The sequence below is a fragment of the Halalkalicoccus sp. NIPERK01 genome (assembly GCF_030287405.1).
Classification (GTDB): Archaea; Halobacteriota; Halobacteria; order Halobacteriales; family Halalkalicoccaceae; genus Halalkalicoccus.
The window spans coordinates 22,593-45,496 of the sequence record NZ_JASVVV010000001.1 but is presented as its reverse complement, the minus strand read 5'-3'; the positions used below and the strand labels follow the sequence as shown (position 1 = coordinate 45,496).

General features: G+C 58.6%; 24 protein-coding genes and 1 other RNA gene. 10 read left to right on the top strand and 15 right to left on the bottom strand.

Going from position 1 to position 22,904, the window contains the following annotated elements:
* From QRT08_RS00245 to QRT08_RS00235, 3 genes are read right to left on the bottom strand one after another with little or no spacing between them, the layout of a single operon-like run.
* Positions 1-2,856 (bottom strand): DUF1156 domain-containing protein, encoded by a 2,856-nt coding sequence (locus QRT08_RS00245; RefSeq protein ID WP_286043568.1) that lies wholly within the window; start codon positions 2,854-2,856, stop codon positions 1-3.
* Positions 2,857-2,858: 2 nt separating this feature from the next.
* Complete coding sequence (locus tag QRT08_RS00240; RefSeq protein WP_286043567.1) at positions 2,859-3,491, bottom strand: DUF7680 family protein; 633 nt, start codon at positions 3,489-3,491, stop codon at positions 2,859-2,861.
* A complete protein-coding gene (locus tag QRT08_RS00235; protein ID WP_286043566.1) occupies positions 3,488-6,778 on the bottom strand; it encodes an ATP-binding protein in 3,291 nt (1,096 codons plus the stop codon). Before QRT08_RS00235 ends, QRT08_RS00240 begins: the two co-directional genes overlap by 4 nt.
* A 294-nt stretch (positions 6,779-7,072) precedes the next feature.
* On the opposite strand from QRT08_RS00235, the gene QRT08_RS00230 reads away from it, so the two are divergent.
* Positions 7,073-7,492 carry a hypothetical protein gene (locus QRT08_RS00230; RefSeq protein ID WP_286043565.1) on the top strand — a complete coding sequence of 140 codons (420 nt, stop codon included), beginning with the start codon at positions 7,073-7,075 and terminating at the stop codon, positions 7,490-7,492.
* Positions 7,493-7,720: 228 nt separating this feature from the next.
* On the opposite strand, the gene QRT08_RS00225 is transcribed toward QRT08_RS00230, so the two are convergent.
* The 3 genes from QRT08_RS00225 to QRT08_RS00215 form a co-directional block, all read right to left on the bottom strand.
* Complete coding sequence (locus tag QRT08_RS00225; protein ID WP_286043564.1) at positions 7,721-8,509, bottom strand: hypothetical protein; 789 nt, start codon at positions 8,507-8,509, stop codon at positions 7,721-7,723.
* Between the two features lie 124 nt (positions 8,510-8,633).
* Positions 8,634-9,932 carry a hypothetical protein gene (locus tag QRT08_RS00220; protein ID WP_286043563.1) on the bottom strand — a complete coding sequence of 433 codons (1,299 nt, stop codon included), beginning with the start codon at positions 9,930-9,932 and terminating at the stop codon, positions 8,634-8,636.
* A gap of 122 nt (positions 9,933-10,054) precedes the next feature.
* On the bottom strand, positions 10,055-11,074 hold the full coding sequence (locus tag QRT08_RS00215; RefSeq protein ID WP_286043562.1) for a tyrosine-type recombinase/integrase: 1,020 nt from the start codon (positions 11,072-11,074) through the stop codon (positions 10,055-10,057).
* 450 nt (positions 11,075-11,524) lie between these two features.
* On the opposite strand from QRT08_RS00215, the gene QRT08_RS00210 reads away from it, so the two are divergent.
* Complete coding sequence (locus QRT08_RS00210; RefSeq protein ID WP_286043561.1) at positions 11,525-12,772, top strand: hypothetical protein; 1,248 nt, start codon at positions 11,525-11,527, stop codon at positions 12,770-12,772.
* Positions 12,773-12,837: 65 nt separating this feature from the next.
* On the opposite strand, the gene QRT08_RS19000 is transcribed toward QRT08_RS00210, so the two are convergent.
* Positions 12,838-12,993, bottom strand: a complete 156-nt coding sequence (locus tag QRT08_RS19000) for a hypothetical protein (RefSeq protein WP_483299929.1) — start codon at positions 12,991-12,993, stop codon at positions 12,838-12,840.
* Positions 12,994-13,547: 554 nt separating this feature from the next.
* Here QRT08_RS19000 and msrA point away from each other — a divergent pair.
* Positions 13,548-14,087, top strand: a complete 540-nt coding sequence (gene msrA / locus QRT08_RS00200; RefSeq protein WP_286043559.1) for a peptide-methionine (S)-S-oxide reductase MsrA — start codon at positions 13,548-13,550, stop codon at positions 14,085-14,087.
* 114 nt (positions 14,088-14,201) lie between these two features.
* Here msrA and QRT08_RS00195 read toward each other — a convergent pair whose 3' ends face one another.
* The gene (locus QRT08_RS00195; RefSeq protein ID WP_286043558.1) at positions 14,202-14,411 is read right to left on the bottom strand and encodes a hypothetical protein; all 210 of its coding nucleotides are present in this window, start codon (positions 14,409-14,411) and stop codon (positions 14,202-14,204) included.
* 183 nt (positions 14,412-14,594) lie between these two features.
* Here QRT08_RS00195 and QRT08_RS00190 point away from each other — a divergent pair, with 183 nt between their 5' ends.
* Positions 14,595-14,729, top strand: a complete 135-nt coding sequence (locus QRT08_RS00190) for a hypothetical protein (RefSeq protein WP_286043557.1) — start codon at positions 14,595-14,597, stop codon at positions 14,727-14,729.
* On the opposite strand, the gene QRT08_RS00185 is transcribed toward QRT08_RS00190, so the two are convergent.
* On the bottom strand, positions 14,726-15,847 hold the full coding sequence (locus QRT08_RS00185; RefSeq protein ID WP_286043556.1) for a PQQ-dependent sugar dehydrogenase: 1,122 nt from the start codon (positions 15,845-15,847) through the stop codon (positions 14,726-14,728). The two genes, QRT08_RS00190 and QRT08_RS00185, sit on opposite strands and share 4 nt — an antisense overlap.
* Positions 15,848-15,958: 111 nt before the next feature.
* On the opposite strand from QRT08_RS00185, the gene QRT08_RS00180 reads away from it, so the two are divergent.
* The 3 genes from QRT08_RS00180 (at position 15,959) to QRT08_RS00170 (ending at position 18,095) form a co-directional block, all read left to right on the top strand.
* Positions 15,959-16,735: a creatininase family protein gene (locus tag QRT08_RS00180; RefSeq protein ID WP_286043555.1), complete on the top strand. Its 777-nt coding sequence runs from the start codon at positions 15,959-15,961 to the stop codon at positions 16,733-16,735.
* Positions 16,736-16,771: 36 nt separating this feature from the next.
* Positions 16,772-17,620 carry a geranylgeranylglycerol-phosphate geranylgeranyltransferase gene (locus tag QRT08_RS00175; protein WP_369684808.1) on the top strand — a complete coding sequence of 283 codons (849 nt, stop codon included), beginning with the start codon at positions 16,772-16,774 and terminating at the stop codon, positions 17,618-17,620.
* A 61-nt stretch (positions 17,621-17,681) separates the two neighbouring features.
* Positions 17,682-18,095 carry a CoA-binding protein gene (locus QRT08_RS00170; protein ID WP_286043553.1) on the top strand — a complete coding sequence of 138 codons (414 nt, stop codon included), beginning with the start codon at positions 17,682-17,684 and terminating at the stop codon, positions 18,093-18,095.
* Here the strand turns inward: QRT08_RS00170 and QRT08_RS00165 are convergent.
* Together QRT08_RS00165 and QRT08_RS00160 are read right to left on the bottom strand one after the other, a co-directional pair.
* Positions 18,092-19,066, bottom strand: a complete 975-nt coding sequence (locus QRT08_RS00165) for a PLP-dependent cysteine synthase family protein (protein WP_286043552.1) — start codon at positions 19,064-19,066, stop codon at positions 18,092-18,094. The genes QRT08_RS00170 and QRT08_RS00165 overlap by 4 nt on opposite strands.
* A 26-nt stretch (positions 19,067-19,092) precedes the next feature.
* The gene (locus tag QRT08_RS00160; RefSeq protein ID WP_286043551.1) at positions 19,093-19,461 is read right to left on the bottom strand and encodes a DUF5798 family protein; all 369 of its coding nucleotides are present in this window, start codon (positions 19,459-19,461) and stop codon (positions 19,093-19,095) included.
* An 84-nt stretch (positions 19,462-19,545) separates the two neighbouring features.
* Here QRT08_RS00160 and QRT08_RS00155 point away from each other — a divergent pair, with 84 nt between their 5' ends.
* The 3 genes from QRT08_RS00155 to QRT08_RS00145 all read left to right on the top strand — a co-directional run bounded on the left by QRT08_RS00155 (position 19,546) and on the right by QRT08_RS00145 (position 21,138).
* Complete coding sequence (locus tag QRT08_RS00155) at positions 19,546-19,965, top strand: DUF7548 family protein (protein ID WP_286043550.1); 420 nt, start codon at positions 19,546-19,548, stop codon at positions 19,963-19,965.
* A gap of 43 nt (positions 19,966-20,008) precedes the next feature.
* Positions 20,009-20,320, top strand: an RNA gene (gene ffs / locus QRT08_RS00150) — signal recognition particle sRNA.
* Between the two features lie 149 nt (positions 20,321-20,469).
* Positions 20,470-21,138, top strand: coding sequence for a DUF502 domain-containing protein (locus QRT08_RS00145; protein ID WP_286043549.1), 669 nt, complete (start codon positions 20,470-20,472; stop codon positions 21,136-21,138).
* Positions 21,139-21,164: 26 nt separating this feature from the next.
* Here the strand turns inward: QRT08_RS00145 and QRT08_RS00140 are convergent, their stop codons facing one another.
* The 4 genes from QRT08_RS00140 to QRT08_RS00125 form a co-directional block, all read right to left on the bottom strand.
* Complete coding sequence (locus QRT08_RS00140) at positions 21,165-21,338, bottom strand: hypothetical protein (protein WP_286043548.1); 174 nt, start codon at positions 21,336-21,338, stop codon at positions 21,165-21,167.
* Positions 21,339-21,401: 63 nt separating this feature from the next.
* On the bottom strand, positions 21,402-22,289 hold the full coding sequence (locus tag QRT08_RS00135; protein WP_286043547.1) for a mechanosensitive ion channel family protein: 888 nt from the start codon (positions 22,287-22,289) through the stop codon (positions 21,402-21,404).
* A complete protein-coding gene (locus QRT08_RS00130) occupies positions 22,289-22,546 on the bottom strand; it encodes a YhbY family RNA-binding protein (protein ID WP_286043546.1) in 258 nt (85 codons plus the stop codon). Before QRT08_RS00130 ends, QRT08_RS00135 begins: the two co-directional genes overlap by 1 nt.
* A 67-nt stretch (positions 22,547-22,613) precedes the next feature.
* The gene (locus tag QRT08_RS00125) at positions 22,614-22,892 is read right to left on the bottom strand and encodes a ribonuclease P protein component 4 (RefSeq protein WP_286043545.1); all 279 of its coding nucleotides are present in this window, start codon (positions 22,890-22,892) and stop codon (positions 22,614-22,616) included.
* Positions 22,893-22,904: the final 12 nt, after the last annotated feature.

The window sequence follows — 22,904 nt, the reverse complement described above, 5'->3', positions numbered from 1 at the left end:
TTAAAAGTCTTGGAGAGTTGTTCGTCCAGTCGTCTTTGATTTACTGGTCGTAATTGTTTCTTGGTCGATATCCAGCAACTCTCCTGTTTCACCTGATGCTAGATTTACCAAGAGCTCTCGGTCTGGGTGCTCTTCGGGCAGGACTTGAATTAGACTTTCAATAGTCCGTTTGAACGACGTAGAGTTTTGCAGGCCTCTATCCTGTAGCCAATTCCAGGCAAAATCGCTCCCCTTGGTCTGTAGAACATTGAGAGCTGCATGTACTGCATCGATATCGTAGTCAAAGGATGTGTCTGTGGGATTCACGGGATATGCCCGCTTTCTTCTCTTTTCACCTGCTTCTATTGCAGTGAAATCTCTAACACGGTAGTCCTGACCCTTCACGACCAAGTCGTCCCGGCTTTTGCTCCAGATTTTCGTTTTCTGCTTTATATCATCAATCTGTACCCCGACACCCAGGCCCAGCTGACGAGCCTCGTCATACGGAATGCTCTCGCTTTCATAAACGAGCCACGACAGGATGTACCATGTGCTGAGTGAATCGACTGTTTCGAGGTCGCCAGATAATTCATGGTCAATAATCACTTCTGTTACTGCTGCTCTCGCTTCAGTGAGTGCCTCTTTCGGACGTACTGGATTGTCTTTATCATCCACAACAGGATATTCTTGAGTAAAAACGCGTAGAGTGGGGCCGAAAGCGCTGATAATCATATCCGTCTTCGTGAGATTGTAATCGGACTCTAGCAATTCAGTCGCTTTCTGCCGTGCAACAGAGCGGGTTTCGTGTCTGATGTCTCGCCAAAGAGTGGGTGTCCGATTTTCAGGTTTCCGCTTTGGTTTACGGCAGGTCAATAGAAGCGTACTATCGGCAGAGGCGTTTTTTTGAACACCAATTCGATTTGGCACTTCGCTAGTAATAGTATGAGTAGCCGAGATAATGAAACCGGAGCGGATAATAGACATAGTAAGAGAATCCCACGCGTTAACTTCCTTGTCGGTAAAGTATATCGTCAGCGTCCCTCCGGACTGTAGAACTCGGAAAACCTCAGAGAAGATTCCTCTCATTTTCTCCTCATACCGCTCTCTTGCGGCTTCTGCAGTAGATTGCCCTTCTTTCGGGTTCACGATAACCGGGTTTTCGACTGCTTCATCGGTCTTATTGGTCTCGGGTGGACTGAAAGCATCTGCAAATATATCTCTCAAATACTCTCTGAGCCAAACGTGGAATGCATCGGCGATTTCCGAATACATGATATTATCGCCGTACGGCGGGTCAATAACCACACTCTGGATAGAGCCATCATCAAGAGGTAGGTCCCCAGCGTCACCCTGATGGACATCTGCTGCATCGTCAATGTGATTTACATAATCGACCGTCTCCTCATAACTGTCCAATACATTATCTGCTTCAGATTGATAGCTGTATGTCCCCGTCATCAAGTTGCTCTCCCCGAAATGCCATTGGAAAGAGAAATTATTATTCCCCAACATATTGTCCGGAGAGCCGTAATCAGAAGTAATTGGGTTTAATCTTGAGTTCCGGCGAATCAACTTCACAGATATAAATGATAGTAGAGTGAGTATCAATTCTGCTTCCTTCTCTGAGTGCTTCGCAACGATATCGCTTTTAACTTCGTTGAAAGCTTCAAGATACGCAGCATGCGTCAGTAATTGTCGTGGGCTGTAGACATCGCGCCACTGGGTTATTCCATATGGCACAGCGCGGTCGTAATATCCTTCGTACCGTTCGGTAGCTAACAAGGTCGAGAGATGTAAGTCTGATTCAACCCTCTCACGTGCCTTTTGAAGTGCCTCTTTATCGGCTTCTGTGGGTGCATGATATCTCGTGCCACCAATGGCTTTCTCGTATCTCACGCCACATACCTCGAACTCAAATTCACCCTTGCTGAAGAGGTCGACAATTTGTGACCTCTCAGTTACTACCCCACAGAACGGACACTCAGCGTCTCCCCCACTCACCGAACCACTACTGGGGTCGTAACCCTCTCTTGTTTCTGTCTTTGTCGGATTGATTACTTGGAATTCGAGTTTACCCTCTTGTAGGACTGGATAAATAGCAGCCTCCCTTCGCCGATTGAAGTACCAACGGTTCGAGATTGGGAGTCTATCACCACAAGATGGACATGTGATGCTGTAAGCTCGGTAGTAGTGGTCGGGGGCAATGCCACTACGCTCTGGGAAATATTGCTTCAACTCCTTCTGGACTTCAGTTTCAATTTTTTCCATCCAGCTCTTCACATCTGACTCTATTGAGCCCACGGTAGGTGCGTAGTCCAGAATGACCTTGTTCAAGAGCCACGCAACGGGATTCAGCTCATTTGCTATCGTGGGCAATCCGTACCTAAGCGATTCAAGAGGAATTGTTCCTCCTCCCGAAGTGGGGTCAAGAACTGTGGGGAGTTCGCCCCCCCACTGTTGCTTCAGTTCCTCATGGAACTCAGCCAACTTTTCTTTCGATGGGACTTGCCGGTGCGGATACTCGTACCCGAAATGCTCTTCAATACTTCCGTCGCGGTCGTCCTTTGTCGAATATTTTTGAAGAACGTAGTCAGAGATACTGCCATTCAACTCCTTGTTCGGCCCGATGCACATCAGCTTCAGTAATTCATCGTTCGTAGTCTCCTCTGGAAGGATAGATGCCAGCAACGCTAACCGAGTCGCAGCGGTAGGGCGTCGAGCAAACCACTTGAAGATATTTCGGTGAGGAGACATAGTCTCCGGATTCGCTTCCTTTAGACACTCAATCCCGACCGTTTTTGTCGGAAGAATGGTCTCAGCTTTTACTGGCTGAAATTCGTCACTCTTTGAACTGATAGATTGGTTTGAGTCGCCCATTTTCACAAATCTCCTGCAAGAAGCACTCTAAGTGCCTTTACACCGTTTGGACTAGACGGGGACCTACACTTTGCATGCCAGTAATAACATTCCTCAAGACTCATTCGAGCGATGCTGTCCGCCAGGGTAGTCAACTTCTCGTACTTCTGAAGCCGTTTCATCGCTAAGAACGCGATTGTCAAGCGAATTCCTGCGCCCTCTGAGAGTAGGGTGGAACCCTCTCCCCGAGTCACGAAGTCAATATTAATCCTGCTGTCATCTAAGACATCGCGAACCAGCCGATGAACAGCTTGCTGACGGCTGTTCGAAAGGGTCGCAATTTTCAGGGCACACCAATCGTTCCACTGCCACTCGTTGGGAGTGCGAGCAGACGGAGCTCCGACCTCGGAAAAGTCCAGAACTCCATTCGAGTCCTCCTGCACGTCTGGGACAGCGTCCGTAACAGACACCCGCGTGAGCCTACGGTTGCTGTTCGCCTTTCGGAACCGCTTTTGGCGACCGTCAGCGAGGTCTTCGGGAATTAGCTCGTACAGCGTGAGGCCGGCGTCATCGCCGAGTCGACGCGTCAAGGCGAACGTCGGCCGCCCACCGTACATACTGCTGCCGTAGGCGAACGACTCCGCCTCGATGCTCATGCACTCACCTCTTCACTCTGCTCCGACGCCTCTTTCACGATACCAGAGACGACCAGTTCGACGTTGTTAATCCCACCAAGGTTTTCGAGCGCTTCCTGCAGCACGTCGAGAGTCGCCTCACGGGAATTGTCCTCCATCGATTCCGTGTTGATTGTCAGGACGGCCTCGCCTTCGGAGTCTCCACCAGCGCTGATGAAGCTCTCCGGGATGTGGTTCGTGCCGAAGTGGTTGGCGAACTCTGCTGCGGACCCCTCGAAACCGGCCTCGAAGACACTGGCAGAGGTATCGGCTCCTTGTGCAACGTATTCGAACACGATGGAGGTTGCTTCCCCGATAGTATCTAAATCTTTGAGCTTGTTCGAGATGAACCACGCCCGCTCCCAGACTTGGTCGCCCTCCAGTTCGATTTCGATGGAGTCGACCTCGACAACGATGTCGCTGCTGGACACATCGTAATTGTCCCTCAGACGCATCTTCTTCTGGTCGATATCACTGTTTACATCCGAGAACGCGCCCTTGATTGCGCTCGGAGAGTCTGTAGTGGCGTTGAACGACAGCTCGGACCGCTGCGGCGGACTGATTCCACCACCGGCTCCTCCACCCGTACCACCTGTCCCACTACTACCTCCTCCTGAGCCACCTTCGTCTTCGCCTTCTTCCCTAGTCTCCTTGAGGAAGTCGAGGTCGTGCTCGGCGAGCAACTTCTCCCCGTCCCCGTAGACGACGTGGTCGTCGCTAATCAGGACACTCGACATCGGGAGGTCCGTCGACATTTGCTCGGCCTCGGAGAGCGTCTTCTCACCTTCGGACGTATTCACGGTCATCCCTTCCGAGCAGTAGCCCTCGCCAGCCGTGTCGTCCCAGAAGACGTACGTAGACATGTCGCTGGTCGTCACGGCCCGGATAGTGGCTCGAAGCGGCTTCGGGTCGAGGAGGATTCGGATGTCAGTCCGCTTCGCGACGAGCTTGCGGATGTCCAGCGTCGTCATCGAGTCCGGGTCCGACTGCCAGATGCGGTTCCGAAACCACGTCGTTCCGAGTGCCCCCTCGTCTTGTGTAATGAGCTTGTCGAGACTTTCGAGATTCTCGAAGACGATGTCGTGGAGGTCAGAACTGTCGTTGACGGAGTCAATGGTCTCGTTCGCCAGTCCACCGGCGTCGGGATAGTAGAGATGACGGTAGGACTGCCGAACGGATTCACCGAGCAATGCTGATTCCCTCTGAAGCCGTTCGTCGAGGTCGTCGCGTTGAGCACTATTGAGTTCTGCTTCCCATGCTTCACCGTTCAGAATGCGCTCCATTGCTTTTACGCGACGAGCATGGTCGAGTGCTCCGTCGGTTTCCTGCTCACCAGCCACGAGAAATACGACGTTATTCCGATAGACACGCTTCTTCTCGGAGCCCGGCGAGCGTCCTGTCTTGTTCGCTAGCGTCTGGAGCAGTTCTGGTGGTTCATTGAGGTCACTCGAGATAGTGACCGCGTCGAAGCCCATTACGCTGAGTCGGACAGTCTCATAGTCATCCGGAACTTCATAGGGTGCCTGTGGGTCGTAGAGCGTCTCGAATATACCGCCCCCGAGTGCGCCACCAATCGTCTGTTCGAGGCGGTTGCGAGCAACCCCTGGTTCGATTTGTTTCGCCTCGTTAGTGATGAGTTTCGAAATCTTGGGCTCACCTTTGAATCGGAGAAGCCCGTTCTCCGTCTCATAGAGGAAGAATGCCTCTGTATCCGGGTTCGACCCCGTCTCGTTCAGATTTTTCAGGGCATCCCGATAGTGGTCGAGTTCGACACCAGGCTCCAGAATCATTTCCCAGAGCTTGCGTCGGGTCACTCCGCGTCCACGGTTCCCGCCAGAGACGATGCTCTTCCAGAGGATACTCGTCCCGAGATGGGTCGCAATCGGCGGATGTCCCATCGGCGTCCAGTTGCCATCCTCGTACTGACAAGCAGCTTTGCCATCGTTGGTATAGATGTCCGACTTCGAAGCTGTACGGAGGTCCTGCTCAATATGCTCGAAGAGGTCGAGAAGCGTCGACCAGACATGGTCATCCGAGGGATGCATGTCAAACGCCCGGATGTAGTGGCGACCGGCGTTCGTCTCGCGGTTGTTCCAGATACGGTAGACTGCTCGCGAGACGAGTTTGAGTGCCCCACGCGTACGTTGGAAGCTTGGTAGTGTATCAATCTCTTTTCCGAGAAGGTCGATAAGCGTCGGGTGGAACGGATACGTCCGTTCAAGCTGGTCACGGAACTCCGCTTTCGTAACTCTGTCCGGGAGTTCGTCCTCGAACTTCCGATAGTAGCTCTGGTACTCTTCAGCAACCTCGGCAGCTACGTCATCCTCAACCGATTCGAACAGCCGATGACGGAGAACCGCAGCGACCTCGTCATCCTCGGTTGGTGTGACTGAGTGCTCCGTCCGCTCAGAGATGTCGTTGAGGTCGTTGATAAGCTCCTGAACTTTCTGCGCTCGCTCCTCGAAAGCGGTCGCAGACACTGAGAGGATGACGGTCACAGCGTCCGTATTCTGACTGGCTCGCATCAGCGACCAGAGGAACGAATTAGTCTGGTCGGCCAGTGTTGAGTCCTCAACCCCCACCGCAGCAGCTTGCTCGAAATACTGGGCGACTTCGTCAATTAGTACGAGCCCAGGGTCATCGAGTTCGTCGAATAGCTCCGAGATGTCCGATTCTCCTGGAGCGATTTGTTCATCATCGTAGTCGCTGAATTTCGCGTAACCCTCAGCACCTGCCAATTGATACGCGAGCTCGCCCCACATCGTTTGCGTATTCGGGGCGTTTTCATCGTCTTTATTGCATTTAGCATTAGTCGCGCTGACGTACCCTCCTTCGAAAACTGCCGTTCTTACAGAGAGGTCATTTTTGACCTCCTCAAATTCTTCTCGTGCTTCGTCGTCCGTGATGTACTTACCGAGATTCTCAATAGCATCAGGGTTCCGCGAAAAATGGTACGCAGCTATCTGGGAGTGTGTCTTTCCCCCACCGAAAACGGTATCAAGTGATAGGAGCCCGTCTTCGCCGCTGAACTCTCCCTTCACTTTCCCTGAATAGCGCTTAGCGAGGAGTGTAAGAACGGTCTGAAGACCATCTGTTGCATAGGTTTTAGAAAAGAAAGTATTCGAATCGGCATAGATGGCGGGAGCTTCGTCCGGTTTGAAGACGACATCAGAGAGTTTTGCGGCAAATTCGTTCTCGGAAAGGGTACCCGATAATACGTCATCGTGAGGGGTACACGATTCGAGGAGTGTAGGTATCTCCGGAGCCATTAATTGGCAAATCGTATGCGGGTGTCAAATTAGTTGCGACAGGAAATCTCATTCGATAATGTTTTCTAATCCTCAGACGAGCAATGAATCGACTGTTTATAGTGGTATCTAATAAGCAGGTTTCTGCAGCGCGATATAGAGACCGCTGGCGGGAGTTCTATAATGGTCTCTATCGAATACGAACACTAAGTCAAGATGGCCTCAACATCACATAGCTCACAGTTGGCTTCGGTCTGCGGTGCGAGAACGGAGAACGGCCCCTGCCAACGGTCAACGACCAGTGAGCGGTGCTTTATGCACGATGGTTCCGAGCTGCATCCGAATCATGGCGCACCAGAGGGAAATGACTATGCGAATGGAAACAAGGGCGGGGCACCGCCTATTGGGAATACGAATGCGATGAAGCACGGCATCTATGCCGCTCGTAGCACGCTCAGAGCGCGTATATCTCCGAAGGAGAAACAGTGGTTGGAAGATATGAGTGCAACTGTCGCCCGTCGAATTGCAATGAATGAGCGTAGTACCGTCGATTTCGAGGTGGCGCGTCAGTCGATTGGAGAGGATATCGCATGGCTGTTCTATCGAAAGTCACTAGCTGATACCGACATTGCGAAACGGGGCATTGATTTAGATGGCCGACAGCTGAACCCTTCTGTTGCCCATAGCCGCCACTTAGGACAGCGAATATTTCGGCTACTTCGCAACCACCACTGAACGTTTGGTTACTGGTTTTCAATTGCGGATTCTGCTACTTCGCCAAGTAGTCTTGTTAATGCATCCTCAAACGGTTTCGAAAGGTCGAATGCGCCGCCGCTTCTTGGATGTGCTACTTCGTGAAGGAGGGTACTTGCAAAGGCACGAACGCTTCCGAGCTGTTGCTGACGGATGACCATACGCTGTTTCTGAACAAGCTATAACTCTTGTCCCCGTCCTGACTCTTACTCAAGTTGAGGGATATATTGTCTCAATTTTCGCCCGAAGATAGTCTTCTCCCCATTCATCTTCATACTTATCCAAGAGCCACAGGGGTTGGTCTATCTCGACGGGAATCAAGTCGTGCTCAATACAAAAATCGCTCCAAAACTTCCGAACTTCAGCGGTGGAGTAGTCTGCATCAAGGAGCTTATTGGTGATTCCTCTAATGTGGGAGTCAACGGGAATATCTACTTCTTGGATATTGCTCAGCGGTTGGATTTCCTCATGGAGAAGCCGTATCCACAGGGCTCCTACCTTTTTTCCACCAAGGGACAGGAATTGTTCTCGTCGCTTCTTGCGTACGATATTGAGTAGTGTTGGAGCATCATAATCGGCTTCCTCAAGGAGATTCATTGGGTCGCTATCGTAGTGGCGATAAAGAGTGAGAGAGTTGAGATACCATACATGAGGGTCTTCGTAGTAATTGAACGTCATTGTCTTCGTAAATAGGTCAATCAGGTTGCTGTATTCGTAATTCTCTATAAGTTTCTTAGGTTGGTATGCCCATCTCTCATTTTGCCAAAGACGTTTTCCTACGTTCCAAAGACCTTCTTCTCCGGCAGTTTCCTTCCGCTTGTCAATAGAAGCGATTAGTGTCAGGAAAATGCAATATTCTGAATCATTAGAGAAGCCTCCTCGAACCTGATGTTCCGGCATATGCTCCGCCAAGAAAGGACCATTTGCGTTCCGGAAATCGTTGTAAATTTCTGGGGCTAACTCTCCAAGTTCAGAGCGGGTGATTCCGTAAGTCGTCATAATTGCTCAGCGTAGCCGACAAATAAAGGAGTTTGGTCTACTCAAGCCGCCTGTCGTACCATGCCCTCTTCTCCCCGACTCAAGTCTCTCAGTTGATGATTACACCTCAACATTGATTTATCGCTTAAGACTTGTACTCTTCCGGAGAAAGAAGGGTGTCCTCTTGGTAGAATATTTCTTCAATATCATCTCTATCTACGCCATCTTTCAAATGTGATTTAACAAGATGGTACAAGTCAATAGTTGTTAAAACCTTGTAGTCACCCCGGCGTTTCAGATATGCCTCTACATTCGGTTCTAAGCTAACATCTCTTTCTTCCGGTGGCCTTTCCATCTCCGGATTCACGATTAATAGGCCCGAAATGTCATCGCCGGGATTTTCTGCTATCACGTTCTCAACCCAATCATCCAATTGTCTAGCTTTGCTTTTCTTGATACCACCTGTTGTTCCGGTAATTTCAAGAACAAACTGAGTGTCCCAGGTATGTAAGATTCCGTCGCGCTTTCCCGGTACTTCGTCGTCAACTGTGAAACCAAGCTTCCGCAAAGCATCTCTTGTCACTTCTTCAAGATTGGTGTGTGTCTCATAGAGAAGTTTCTTGAATTTCGTCAGAGACTCTAATTCTTCCTCTAATTCCTTAATCTCCTTTTTCTTTTCTTGTATAGTGTCTTCTATGTTGCCTTCATTTGGAAGACTGTACTTTGAAAGCCATGGAGGGGGAGCATGACCTTCTATATTCGTTCCCATACCGAATACGTATTGGAGCGTATCTTTGACAAAATCAGAATATGTTAGAGATTCGTCTGGAGGTATAAAGGCGGCATAGCCATCAGATGAACCGTAACGATGAGTGACTTTGGTTGCAATAGACTCTGAATAAGAATTCTCAGCGATTGTCTCGGATTTATAGCTTGAGTTACGAGTCGAGTGACTGATTATTTTATCCCATACAAATCGATTTCCGAAGTACCACTCCCACTCTTCCTTGAGTACAGTAACTGATTTCCCTGATTCTTCAGTATTAATCTTAATCGAGAAAGGAAGCCAATTCAAAAGTTCATATTCATCATATGGGTCTACTTCTTTATCCTTCTGTCCAGCAGACCTACCCCTCGAAGCGATTGTTGCCGTATTGTTTTCCTTCGGCTTCGTTGTCGTGTTCCCCATGCTCACAGTAAGAGAATCCGGGAGATAGACCACCATGAATCCGCCTGTCTTGATAAACGTAGTGACTTCACTAGAATCAAATATATTTGGTGATTCGTCTGATTCGTTATATGGATGGTCATAATTCTCGGCTGATTCCTCTAAGCTTCTCAAATTAACAAAGATAATATCAAAGTCCTTAAAGTTGATAGACTCATCCCATCCTACAGATTCATGAACAAAAGGGAGTACGCTCCCTTTGGAAAGAACTCTCATTAAGAGGCGGAATGAATCACTGCGACATAGTTTTAGCGAAACGTCGTAAGCCAGCAGAAGAGGATTAGAAGATGAGTATAGAATCAGGAGGGAATTGAAAGATACTGTGTAGCGTAATAGGATTACAGGACATTCTCTAAGTATTGTCGTCGTTGTTCGACCTTTTCTCGCTCAGTTCGGCGGTCATAATGTTTATCAAGTACGTCCTGCGAGACGTTCGCGCGGTCACTGACCACACGCATTGGTACATCACGCTGAAGCCAATACGTGATACTACCTCGTCGGACAGCATGCGGCGAAACGCTTACCGGGCATTTCGATGCCGCTCGACCGTTCTCCATTGCTTCACAAGTCTTTGGGTCACGTCCTTCAGGACACTCACCAGTGAATACACAGGGGCGAGTCATAGCATAGACGTACCCCTGAATGGTCTGACCGTGAACCCGCCCCTGTACTGTCGCCAGCAACGGTTCACGGCCGTATTCGTCAGTCACGGCCGGTCGCTGGGTCGCTACCCAGTCATCAAGGAGGTCACACATCTCCTCGGACAGCGCGACCATTCGCTCGCCGCGCTGCTTATTCTTGATGGCAGTACCCGTATCGGGTCGATGGCGAACCATGAGGAGCTGATTCTCTCGGTCGTAGTCCTCAAGGTCAAGTGCCCGTGCAGCGCCGCGACGCATCATTGTGTGCCAGAGAAGCGCCAGCGTAACGTGCTGGATACTCGCATAATCGTACTTATTGAGGTAGGCGAGTATTGCCTCTGCACTCTCATTATCGAGAAGTACGTCTCGCTCGTTTTCTCCATCGGTAAGGACTGGTGATTGCACTTTCGTCGAGAGGTCCATTGGAACCCCGTCGACTGATTCACACCATCTGATGAATACCCGCAATGTATCCATCTGTGTTTTGAGCGTGACGGCGTTCAGGTCGCCGTCGTCTCGTCGCCAGAGCTTGTATCGCTGGATGTCACGTCCAGTAAGTTCGTTCAGGTTGTCGATACTACGTTCGTCACACCACCGGATGAAGTGTCCGAGACGACTCTTGTGACTGTACAGGGTTGCGTCGGATACTTCCGTCCGTTTTTCGGAGAGGTATAGTGTGAGTGCGTCTGTTGGTTCGAGTGGTTCGAGGGTTTGCATGTCGTATCACGTTGCAAACCGCCGAGCCGCGACCGGCCTGGCGCTTGTTCTGCTCAGGTCGCCTGAGTGCTCATCCCAAGTTGCCGCGGGTGAGCGGTGAGCGACCGATGGGAGCGAACCGCGATTGGGACTGACATGAGTGACCCGCGAAGCGGGGAGCGATATGTCAGCTGGCGTTCAAATCCTGCAGCGCCCATGCGTTTTCCCGTTGATTCGAATCCAAGCGACAGCGTAGCGTCACTTTCAAAGAAGACGCTATTTCGCCGAACATTTCATTCGGATTCCGAATATGGGTCGCCGCAGTTACGCGATTCGCTAGGGTTTAAATGACAAACACGGGCCATAAAACCTCGGCCGACCGGGTACGAAGCTTTCGTTCGGCTGTGTGAGCCAGCTCGGCGACGCGATGAAGCCGAATATTCATGTGCCAGCTGTCTAAACCTGAGCGACATGGCAAGTGCGGCGCGTACGTTGACCGAACCGCAAGTCCTCGCGCACACCAAGCGCCGCCTCTTTCCGGACGACGATACCGACGGCGGATACGTAGTCGTCGACACTCAGTTCTCCTCAGACCAATGGCTCGCGAACGAACCTATCGATCCGGAGGTTACGGAGTTACTCGCTCCATTCAACCACGTACGCGTTGGATCGGGATATCCCGATCTCGTAGGCGTTCGCGTACTCGGTGACGACCTCCTCGCCGTCGACAAGATGGGTGACGAACCACCGCTCGTCGCTATCGAAGCGAAGGGGTACTCCGTCCGCGGGGACGTCGATATCGAGCGTGGCATCGTCCAAGCGTACGACCGCCTCAACGAAGCGAACGCCGCGTACCTCGCGGCACCTGCCGGAGCTATCTCCCGGTCTGCCCGTACGCTCGCGCGCGAACTCAACGTCGGTGTCCTCGGTATCGACACCGGTGGAGCGGTCGAGCCGTTGGAAGTCCCGCGTCTCGTCGGCAATCGGACGACAACCGAAACTAGCGCGATTCGGTTCCAAGCGAGCGCACAGGGCGTCGCGAACAAGTCGTTCAGTCTCAACCACCCGAAGAACTACCTCGCGTACCCCTTGGCGGTGTACCATCCCGACGAGACGCAACAGATCCTTTCGGAACGGGTCGTTCGCGCCGTCGACGGTGCCCGCACCGGGGCCGCGTTTCTGAACCTCGTCGACGAATACTCCGACCGTGTTCGGCTGACGCCGCTGGGGAGGGAGGTCGTCCGATTCGGACTCCGCGAGTACGGATCCGTTGACACAGCCCTACAGGCGTTCGACGAGTGGAAGCGGTCACGAAAGCGGTTCTGTGACCTCGCGCCGAAATGGGGGCTGCTGACTCGCCGTGTGGTCTACGCGTATCCGGCGACGCAACTGCTCGTCGAGGAACTCCAGCGTATGCACGAGGACGGAATTCCTGAACCAACGCTCCCTCACGTCGTCGAGTATCTTCACGAATTGCATCCCTCCTTTACCATAGAATTGTTCGTACGCGGTGGCGAGGAGGTTCGGAGTCGTGTGCTGAACACCGACGGCGAACTACAGCGTGATGAACTCACGGACGGGAACGTGTATCACTCGCCGACGGTATTCCAACTCAAGGCGATACTGTTTCACGCTGGAGTTTTGACGTCACGTGGGGCTGAACCATCTAATTTGGATCCCACGACGGACATCTGGAGGCTTCGGGAATCGGTTGTCTGATACAAACTGAATGGCTAGTTCCCGTGCTTAGACTGTCGGCTGTACATCGTCGCATATCCTCCCCGCTACAGGGTTGGGAACATCGCCACACAGCTACAGCCGACAGTATTGGTCAACCTCAAGACCAGCGATTTCGGCGCGGCGCTTTGTCCACTGCGTTCCATTGTGTTCCCCCATTTCTCCGGCGGCTCGGATCGAAGGTGTTCGACCCAGCGCTTGATGGCCGTTATGCACCTGCTCGCGGTTGCGTTCGTGTTTCACGTCGAGGTGCTCACGCGCGTTCGAGTCGCTCATATTCGTCTTCAACGTCGAGCCGTGTTACCCGCTTTTCGAGGCACACTAAGGCTTTCCTCAAAGAACGTGTAGAGGTGGACCACGTCCGCGATGTCCTTTTGCGCGCCGAGATAAAGCCTGTATGCGATCCGGAGTTACCGGGCCAACCGGGATCGCTTCGTCACCGATCCTAGCCGTGATAGCGTTGGTGCCGCGCTCGGAGATGACGGTCTCCGGCGCCCGTCCCGATGTTCGCTCACCGAGTTCCGTCCCCGTGGATGCTCACGTGGCAATTGACGGAGTACGGACACAATCCGTGATTAGTGCAGTGTCAGGATCGAAAGGACAACAGCTAAATCAGCGGAGACGAACCATCCGTCCGGAGGTCGCTGTGAGCCCGGACGGCGTCTCTGACACGCTGGCGACCTCTACCGATCGCCAGTGGCCGGCCCCGTCCCCGGCCGGCGCGAGGCTTAACATCGCGCGCCCCCAATCTCCGACGATGGGAGAATCCGTCGCGACCGTCGCCGGTGGTTGTTTCTGGTGTATCGAGGCCGTCTTCGAGGAACTCGACGGCGTCACCGACGTGACCTCCGGCTACTGCGGGGGTCACGTCGAGGAGCCGACCTACGAGGAGGTCTGTCGCGGCGAGACCGGCCACGCCGAGGCCGTCCAAGTCACCTACGACGCCGACGAACTGAGCTACCCGAAGATACTCGAGGTGTTCTTCACCGTCCACGACCCGACCACGCTGAACCGGCAGGGCCCCGACGTGGGAAGCCAGTACCGCTCCGCGGTCTTCTACCACGACGAGCGCCAGCGCGAACTCGCGGAGGCGTTCGTCGCCGACCTTGAGGCGTCGGGAGCGTACGACGACCCGATCGTGACCGAGATCGAACCCTTAGAGGCGTTCTACGGGGCCGAGAAGGAACACCAGGACTACTACGAGAACAACCCCGAGAACCGCTACTGTACCGTGATGATCGAGCCGAAACTCGCGAAGCTGCGAGAACGGTTCGAAGCCCAACTCCGGGCGCCCTGATAGGGTCGTTCGTCACGGTGTTCAGCCAGCCTCAGCAGCGACGGATTTCGCGGGGGCGAGAGAGACGGCGGAGCATCTCTGCCGGGAGAGGAGTACGAACGGCCCTCTGGCAGGTCACTCCTCGAGGACGACCGGCTTCGACTGATCGTGTTGGTGACACGAGATGAACGGCAGTGAGACGGTGATCAGACACGGCGTGCCGTTCGCACAGCGCCGGCCACAGACGTACTCGCCGTCGTCGTTCGTCGGCGGGTCGTCGGCCCCGGCGGTTGGTTGTGGACGCAGTTCGCCTTCCGATTCCGGTGATCGTTGTGATTGGCCCATTGTGATACGAGTTCAGAGTCGAGAGTGGTAGTCGGGATACGGTTCGCGAACGGTCGATCCCGCTCGGTCGCTCAGACCGCGTACCCGAAGTGAACCAACGTGTACGTCTAACGATTCGGCTTGCACCTGCAGGGAATCGCGGACAACGAAACGGCTATGGGGGGGATCGCCGAACGGTGTCGTGTGACCGGGTACTACATCCTCGCGGGCGAGACGGTCGTCGAGGGTCCGTTCGAGACCCACCGGGAGGCGAGTCGACGGCGCGCGGACCTCTCGACCAGCGACGTCGGCGTCACCTACCGGATCGAGAAGCGCTAGGTCGAGAGACGGACGAGCACGTCGTCCTCCTCGCGAGGGAACCGGCCGTAGGCCCGGCCGTCCCGGTTGGACGTGATGGCGTAGAGGGCGTCGGGCCCTGCCGCGACGTGGCGGACCCGGCCGATCGCTCTGGGGAGCGCGGCCGTGGCCGTCGCCGTATACGCATCGTCGAGCCACTCGGCGTCGTAGGTGGTTCCCTCCGGGGACTCCTCGCCGGGGGCGGTCAGCGCGAGGACGATCACCTGCTGGGATCGAAGCCCCCCGATCAGGAGGCGGTCCCGCCAGTTCTCGACCCCGTTGCCGGCGTAGTAGGTCATCCCCGAGGGGGCCCACGTCGTATCGGGACCCGTGTTCACGAGCGGGCGGGCGAACTCCGTGTCGGGGTACTCCCCGCCGTCGCGTGCGGCGGGCCAGCCGTAGTTCGCGCCCGCGACCAGCCTGCTGACCTCGTCGCGCGCGTTCGGGCCGTGTTCCGTGATCATCGGAGTCCCGTCGGGGAGCCACGCGATCCCCTGCGGGTTGCGGTGGCCGTAGGTGTAGATCCGAGGATCAGGGAGGTCGGTATCCGTGGCCGGTTCTCCTTCGGGGGTCAGTCGGAGGACGGATCCGGCGAGCGATTCGGGGTCCTGTGCGAGATCGGGGTCGTCGGCGTCGCCGGTCAGCACCCAGAGGTCGCCCTCGGGGCCGAAGTCGATCCGCCCGCCGTTGTGGCGCCCCGCCGCCGGGATCCCCTCGACGATCGGCTCCGGATCGCCGGGCGCGTCGAGGGCGTAGCGCACGACGCGGTTCTCCGACCCGCGGGTGTAGTAGGCGTAGAGGAACTCCTCGGCGGGATCAAGCGCGATCCCGAGCATGCCGCCCTCGCCGTTCTCGGTCGCGTCGGATTCGACGACGGTCTCCCGTTCGCCCTCTTCGAGGAGGCTGACCCGTCCGGGACGCTCGGAGAGGTAGATGCCTCCCTCGCCGAACGCGAGGTCCCACGGCGTGTCGAGGCCGGTGAGAAGCGCCTCGGTCTCGACGCTCGCGTCGTCGGATTCGGTCTCGCCGTCCCCGCTGAGACAGCCAGCGAGGCCCGCCGTGCCGAGCGCCGCGAGGACGCGCCGACGTGTGATGAACATGGCGGGGATAGGGCCGACGGACCAAAAAGCCCGCCGTCGATGAGTTCCCCGCCGGACTCCGGTCGAACCCGGGGGCGGTGACTTATGAGCGAACCAGTGAAACCGGATGTCATGCCCGAGAAATACGCGATAGCGGATCTGACGTGGCGGGAATTGGATGCCGCGACCGACGAGACGAGCACGCTGTTGCTCCCGGTGGGAAGCACCGAACAGCACGGCCACCACCTCCCGCTGGGCGTCGACACCCACATGCCCGAGGCGATCTGCCGGCGGATCGCCGAGCGCAGTCGCTGTCTCGTGGCCCCCGCGATCCCCTACGGGGTGAGCCCGCACCACACGTTCAAGCCGGGGACCGTCACCGTCGGGAGCGAGACGTTCCGACGCTACGTCCGGGACGTCTGCGTTTCAACGAGCGAGTGGGGGATCGAGACCGTCCTCCTCGTGAACGGCCACTACCTCGTCCAGGACCCCGAACTCGAGATCGTCGTGCGCGACCTGCGGACCGACCACGGGATGCGGGCGTTTCACGTCCCCCTCGTGGACCTGTTCGCCGATCTGGCGGACGAGATCCGCGAGAGCGACCTCTCCTTTCACGCCTCGGAGTTCGAGACGAGCATGATGCTCGCGCTGTGTCCCGACCTCGTCCACATGGATCGCGCGGAGGCGACCACGATAGCGGAGGAGGCGCTGCCGCTGACCGACTACGACGCGCTCGGGGACAACGAGGTCGGGTGGGCGCTCTCGGCCGACGAGATGGCCGAGTTGACTCCCACGGGGAACCTCGGCGATCCGACCGTCGCCACGGTCGAGACGGGCGAACGACTGGTCGAACGGGTCGTCTCGAAGGCCGTCTCGCTCGTCGATGCGCTCGAACGGCCGGAGGGCTGAGACGGGCCTTTTATCCCCCCCGCTCGTCGAGGGCGAGTGATGGCTGGGTCGACGGGGCGTGGACTGCTCGAACTCGTTCGCCCGGTGAACGCCCTCGTCGCGGGCGCGTTGACCCTGATCGGCGCGTTCGTCGCCGGGGGACTGGCCGGTGCCCCCATCGCGGCGGGCGCGGCCGCTGGCGCGACCGTCTTCGCCACCGGGGCCGGAAACGCGATCAACGACTACTTCGACCGCGAGATAGATCGAATAAACCAGCCCGGACGCCCCATCCCGCGGGGCGCGGTCTCCCCGCGCGGCGCGCTCGTCTTCAGCCTCGCGCTCTTCGCTGGCGCCGTCGTCCTCGCGCTGGCGCTGCCCCCGCTCGCGATCGCCATCGCGCTCGTCAACCTCCTGTTGCTCGTCGCCTACACGCAGGTGTTCAAGGGGTTGCCGGGGGTGGGAAACGCCGTCGTCGCCGCGCTGGGCGGGAGCACCTTCCTCTTCGGCGGCGCGGCGGTCGGAAACGTCACCGCACCCGGCGTGTTGTTCGCCCTCGCGGCGCTCTCGACGTTCACCCGCGAGGTGATCAAGGACGTCGAGGACGTCGCGGGCGACCGCGAGGAGGGGCTGAACACGCTGCCGATCGCGATCGGCGAGCGACCCGCGCTCTGGGTCGGCGTCGCGTGTCTGCTCGTCGCCGTGCTCGCGAGTCCGCTCCCCTACCTGCTGGGCGCGCTCGGCGTCGTCTACCTGCTGGCCGTCCTCCCGGCCAACGTCGTGATGCTCTGGGCGGCGGCCACGAGCCTTCGGAACCCGACGGCGGGCCAGCGACGGCTGAAGTACGGGATGTTCCTCGCGGCCGCGGCGTTCGTCCTCGGGCGGGTCGCGCTGGTCCTGTCGGCGTGAGCGAAAGGCGGTATCGGCCGCGGTCAGAAGCGTTATTCGGCGGGCTGTTCTCAGTCAGCGTATGCCAGTCGAGAGCGATGCCGAGTTGCGCGAACTGCTCGGCCTTCGCACCGTCGCGGTCGTCGGCTGTTCTACCACGCCGGGCAAGGACGCCCACGAGATTCCCGAGTACCTCGTCGAGCACGGCTACGACGTGATCCCGGTCAACCCCAACGCCGAGGAGGTACTCGGGCGACCCGCGTACGACTCGCTCTCGGAGGTCGAGGAGGAGATCGACGTCGTCGACGTGTTCCGCCCGAGCGACGAGGTGGCGGGGATCGTCGACGAGGTCCTCGACCGCGAGGACGTCAAGGTGCTCTGGCTCCAACTGCGTATCTCGGATCCCGACGCCGAGGCCCGCGCCGAGGAGGCGGGGGTCCACGTCGTCGTCGACCGGTGTATGAAGGTCGAACACCAGCGCCTGCACGCGCCCTAGTCCTCCCACGCCTCGAACGACCGGTAGATCCCCTTCGAGAGGTAGCGCTCGCTCGAATCCGGGAAGACCGTAACCACGCTGTCGTGGGGCGCGTCGATCTCGTCCGCCTCGATGCGCTCTGCGACCCCGAGCGCCGCGACGCTCGCCGCGCCCGAACTGGAGGCGACCAGGTGCCCCTCCTCGCGGGCCAGTCGCTTGAGTTCGTCGTGAGCGTCCCGATCGGATATCTGGAGCACCTCGTCGACCAGTTCGGGCTCGAACAGTTCGTTCGTCGTCGGGTCGTGGGTGCCGATCCCCTCGGTCTTGTACTCGGCCTCCTCGCTCTCGACGCCCTTCGTGGTCGCGTACAGCGACCCCTCGGGTTCGACCGCACAGACGTAGGTGTCGGGGTCCCGTTCGCGGGCGTAGCGCGCGAGACCCATGAGCGTGCCCGCCGTCCCGCACCCGGCGACGACCGCGCCCACCTCCCCGTCGAGCGCCTCGTAGACCTCGGGGGCGGTCGTCTCGTAGTGGGCCTCGGTATTGAGGGGGTTCGAGAACTGCTGGGGCACGACGGCATCGTCCAACTCCTCGGCGAGTTCGTGGGCGCGCTCGATGGCGCCGCCCATCCCCTCGCTGGTGGGCGTGTTGATCACCTCCGCGCCGAGCGCGGCCATGAGCTGCTGTTTCTCGACGCTGAAGCGTTCCGGGACGACGAACACCGCTTCGATGTCGAGTTGCCCCGCCGCGACCGCGATCCCGATCCCCGTGTTTCCGGCGGTGGGCTCGACGACGGTGCCGCCGGGCGAGACGTCGCCGCGTTCGAGCATCCGTTCGAGCATGTACCTCCCGATGCGGTCCTTGACGCTCGCGCCGGGGTTGAACGACTCGAGTTTGGCGTAGACGGGCACGGCGTCGGGGGCCGCTTGGACGGAGACCAGCGGCGTCCGGCCGACCGTGTCGAGGACGCTGCCGGCGGGAGGGTCGATCATCGGCTGGCAATCCTTGCCGGAGCTACTTAACTGGTCTCGGTTCCGACTCCCTCGGCGTCGTCGGCCGTTTCGGCGGGTTCGCCCGGTTCGCCCGGTTCGCCGGGGACGTCCTCGGATCCGACCCCGTCGGGGGCGGGACCGGGCTCCTCTACGTCCTCGATGGACGCCTCGGTGAGCACCCGCTCGACGTCGATCCCCTGCTGTTCGGCGAGGGCTTCGAGCAGCGCGCGGTTCTGCTCGTGTCTGATCTCGAGGTCGGAGACGGTGTCGTGGGTGGTGTCGACCTTGGCGCGGAGGTCCTCGAGCTGTCTTTTGACCTCGTTGAGCTGGGCGTAGAGCTGTTCGGCCTTGTCGGCCATCATCTGGAGCTTCTTCGTGGTGCTTCCGAGTCCCATACCGGCTCTTTTTTCCGGCCCTATGTGGGTGTTACGCTCGTCCTCGAACGCCGACTTTAGGTTCCGGTCGACCGACCCTCCGACATGGACCTCACGCGACGCGCCCCCCAGTTGGGGATCGCCGCCTGTCTCGCCGTCATCGCGGTCGTCATCGCGCCGTACGTCGCCCTCCCGGCGGACGCGGCCACGGGCCTCGCGATCTACTACGACGCCGGCGTCTTCGGCCCGAGGCTGATCGGCGTCTTCGCCGCCGTCGCCGTCGTCGTCTTCGGGGCCGGACTCGGCGGGCGCTCGGACCCGGCCACGGTCGCCGGCGCGGCGCTCGTGATCGGCCTGTTCATGGCGCTGATGGCCCTCGTGTGGGTCGTCTCGCTGTCGCCCGAGGCCGTGACGGGGATCACCACGCAAGACTGGCTCGCCTACCACCGCTGGCTCCTCCTCGCCTGTTCGGCGCTCGCGGCGCTCGCCGCCGCCCTCTACGCGCGGGCGCTCGGCCTGCTGTAGGGCGACGAGGCGAAACCCTCTTATGGCCGACGCGGGTAGTACGAACTGGACTAGGTCGGGCAGTTAGGCCCTGCTCGAAACCCGCACTACGGTCTTCAGCGGGGACCGAACCCCGGGCGCGTCCGGTCCGACCGGCGCGGGCCCCGGGAGCCAACTGAGAAGCCTCGTCCGTCGGGGACAGCGGTCCGCGGCGAGCGTCCGCAGGGACGTGCCGTCGCGGTTAACCGGTGGAAATCCGTCAGGCACGGAAGTGAGCAGCGGGCCACCGGACACCTGTCGCTCGACGGATCGCGGGGTGGAGGAGGCAACCGGGACTCCCCGCGCCGGAACGCCGGGCAACCCCGGGCGTCCACCCATTCATACGCGCCTTTTACTTCGCGAACGAGCCACCGGCTCTCTCGAAAAACCTGCACCAAAGCGACGGGTCGAACAGCCACCGCACTCGGTTCTCGCCCGGCGAGCGCAACCGATAGTCGTATCACCCATCAGCGAGCGTCCACAGCCATGTCCTCCCCGAAGCGCCGGCCCTCCCTCCGGAATCGGCTCCGCCAGTCGGTCATCACCGGCACCGCGATCACGATCCCGTTCATCCTCACCGTCATCGTCCTGGGGTTCGTCCTCAGTTTCGTCGCCGAGACGCTCAACCCCGTGGTGTGGCTCGCGGCCTACGCGGACATCGAGGTCGCCGCGCCGGTCGTGCAGGCGACGACGATCCTCACGCTGCTCGCGCTGATCGTGGCCGTCGGAATCGTCGCCGAACACACCGACGGGACGCGGATCGCGGGCGGTTTCCACGCCGCGATGGAGTCGATCCCCGGCGTGAGTTCGATCTACAACAGCTTCCGGCGGATGAGCGACATCCTCATCGAGAGCGACGTCGAGAGCTTTCAGGACGTCAAACTCGTCGAGTTCCCCCGCGACGGCAGCTACACGCTCGCCTATCTGACCGGCCGGCCGCCGGCGGAACTGGTCGCGGCGGCGGGCCACGAGGAGATGCTCACGCTGTTCGTGCCCTTCGCGCCCAACCCGGTGATGGGCGGGTTTCTGATCTACGTCCCCGAGAGCCGGGTGATCGACGTCGACATGACCGTCGAGGAGAGCGTCCAGGCGATCATCACGAGCGGCGTCGCTCACAGCCAGGAGGACCGAACCGAGGTTCAAAGACCGGAATAAAAGCCGAGCCGTCCACCGCCCGCGGGCTACGTCCCGACCGAGCTATCGACCGTCTGCTCGTCCGGCGGGCGGCGGTCGTTCGCCAGTTCGACCGGGTGTCCGAATCGGACGTGATGTTCGACGGCCAGTGCGCCGGGGTCGGCGGTGAGCGAGTCGTTCGACTCGACTTCCCAACCACATTCGGTACAGACGTAGCGCATCGTACACCCGGGCGGGGGTGAAACGCGTACCTCAATCAGTTCTCGTCTTGCAAGAGCAGGGGTTCACTCGGCGAGTTCGCCGCGCGGGCGAACGGATTCGAGGCTCTCGACGGAGAGCCCGCCCTCGAGCGTGCGGTACGGATACGGGATGTCGATCCCCTCGCGGTCGAAGCGCTCCTTCACCCGCTGGACGTACTCCCCGCGGATCCGCACGAAGTCCGAACGGGCGGGGTCCGCGATCCAGAAGCGAGACTGCAGGCCCACGTCCGAGTCGCCGAGTTCGGTGAGTCGAACCGTCGGCGCGGGGTCGTCGAGGATCTCCTCGTGGTTCTCGGCCTCCTCGACGATGACCTCGCTCGCCGTCTCGATGTCGTCGTCGTAGCCGATGCCGAAGACGAACTTCTGGCGGAGCGTGTCCTTCGCGACGGGGTTCTTCACCGCGTTGTCGGTGAGGTCGGAGTTGGGCACCGTGATGAGTTCGTTGTCGAACGTTCGAACCCGCGTCACGCGCAGGCTGATGTCCTCGACGATCCCCAAGTAGTCGCCCTCCTGCCACTCGATCCAGTCGCCGATCCGGAAGGGCTTCTCGGTGAAGATGAACACGCCCGCGACGAAGTTCGAGATGACCGACTGCATCGCGATACCGATCGCGAGCGCGGCGGCGGCGGCGATCGTCGCCAGCGAGGTGAGGAAGCTCCCGTAGCCCCCGAAGCCGAAGGCGATCGCGACCGCCCCGAAGAGCACGCCGAACCACGCGACCTTCTTCAGCGGGCGCTGGGCGTGGGGTTCGAGGTCGCGGCTGTCGAAGGCCCGGTCGAGCAGCGGGAGGACGACCGCGCGGCCGACGATCACGAGCGCGATAAAGGCGACGAGAAACCGGATCGCGCCGTCGATCGCCGCGGCGGGCCCCGGCCGGAGTCCGAGGTCGACGAGGAACCCTTCAAGGACCATCAGTGGTACACCGCCGTGTTGCCGCGCGTCTCGACGAGCGTGGCGTCGACCGCCTCCGCGAGGTCCTTGGCGAGGTCTTCGGTCGTCGTGCCCCCGCGGGCCGCGCGGTGGAACTTCACCTTCACCAGATCGCGATCCGCGAGCTGATCGGCGAGTTCGTCGGTCACGGCGTCGATCCCGCCCTTCCCGACCCACACCGTCACGTCGAGGTCGTGAGCCTCCTTCCGGAGTTCCTGGAGATCCGCTCGGTCGCTCATGCGCTTGCTATCGGGCCGACGTACTTTGAACGTTCGATTCGCGGTAGAATCGACTGGATACGCGCCGTCAGGGCCGATAGGGGTAGCGGTGATGTTCGCCACACTCGCAGGTGACCACGACGTGGCCGTCCTGCAGGCGCACGCGGGCGTTGCGGCCGGGCCTGAGGTAGCGGTCGCACCGACCACAGGTGGCCCGTTCGAACGAGCGAGGAAAGCGCAGGCGGTTTCGCTCGGCGATCCGCCGGGCGAGCGCGACGTACTCGCGGGCGCGCTCGTCCTCGCCCGCCGCTGCGGCCTCCTTTGCGAGCGCCTCTAGACGGCCGATGCGCTCGCGAGCGAGGGACATTCTACTTCGAAA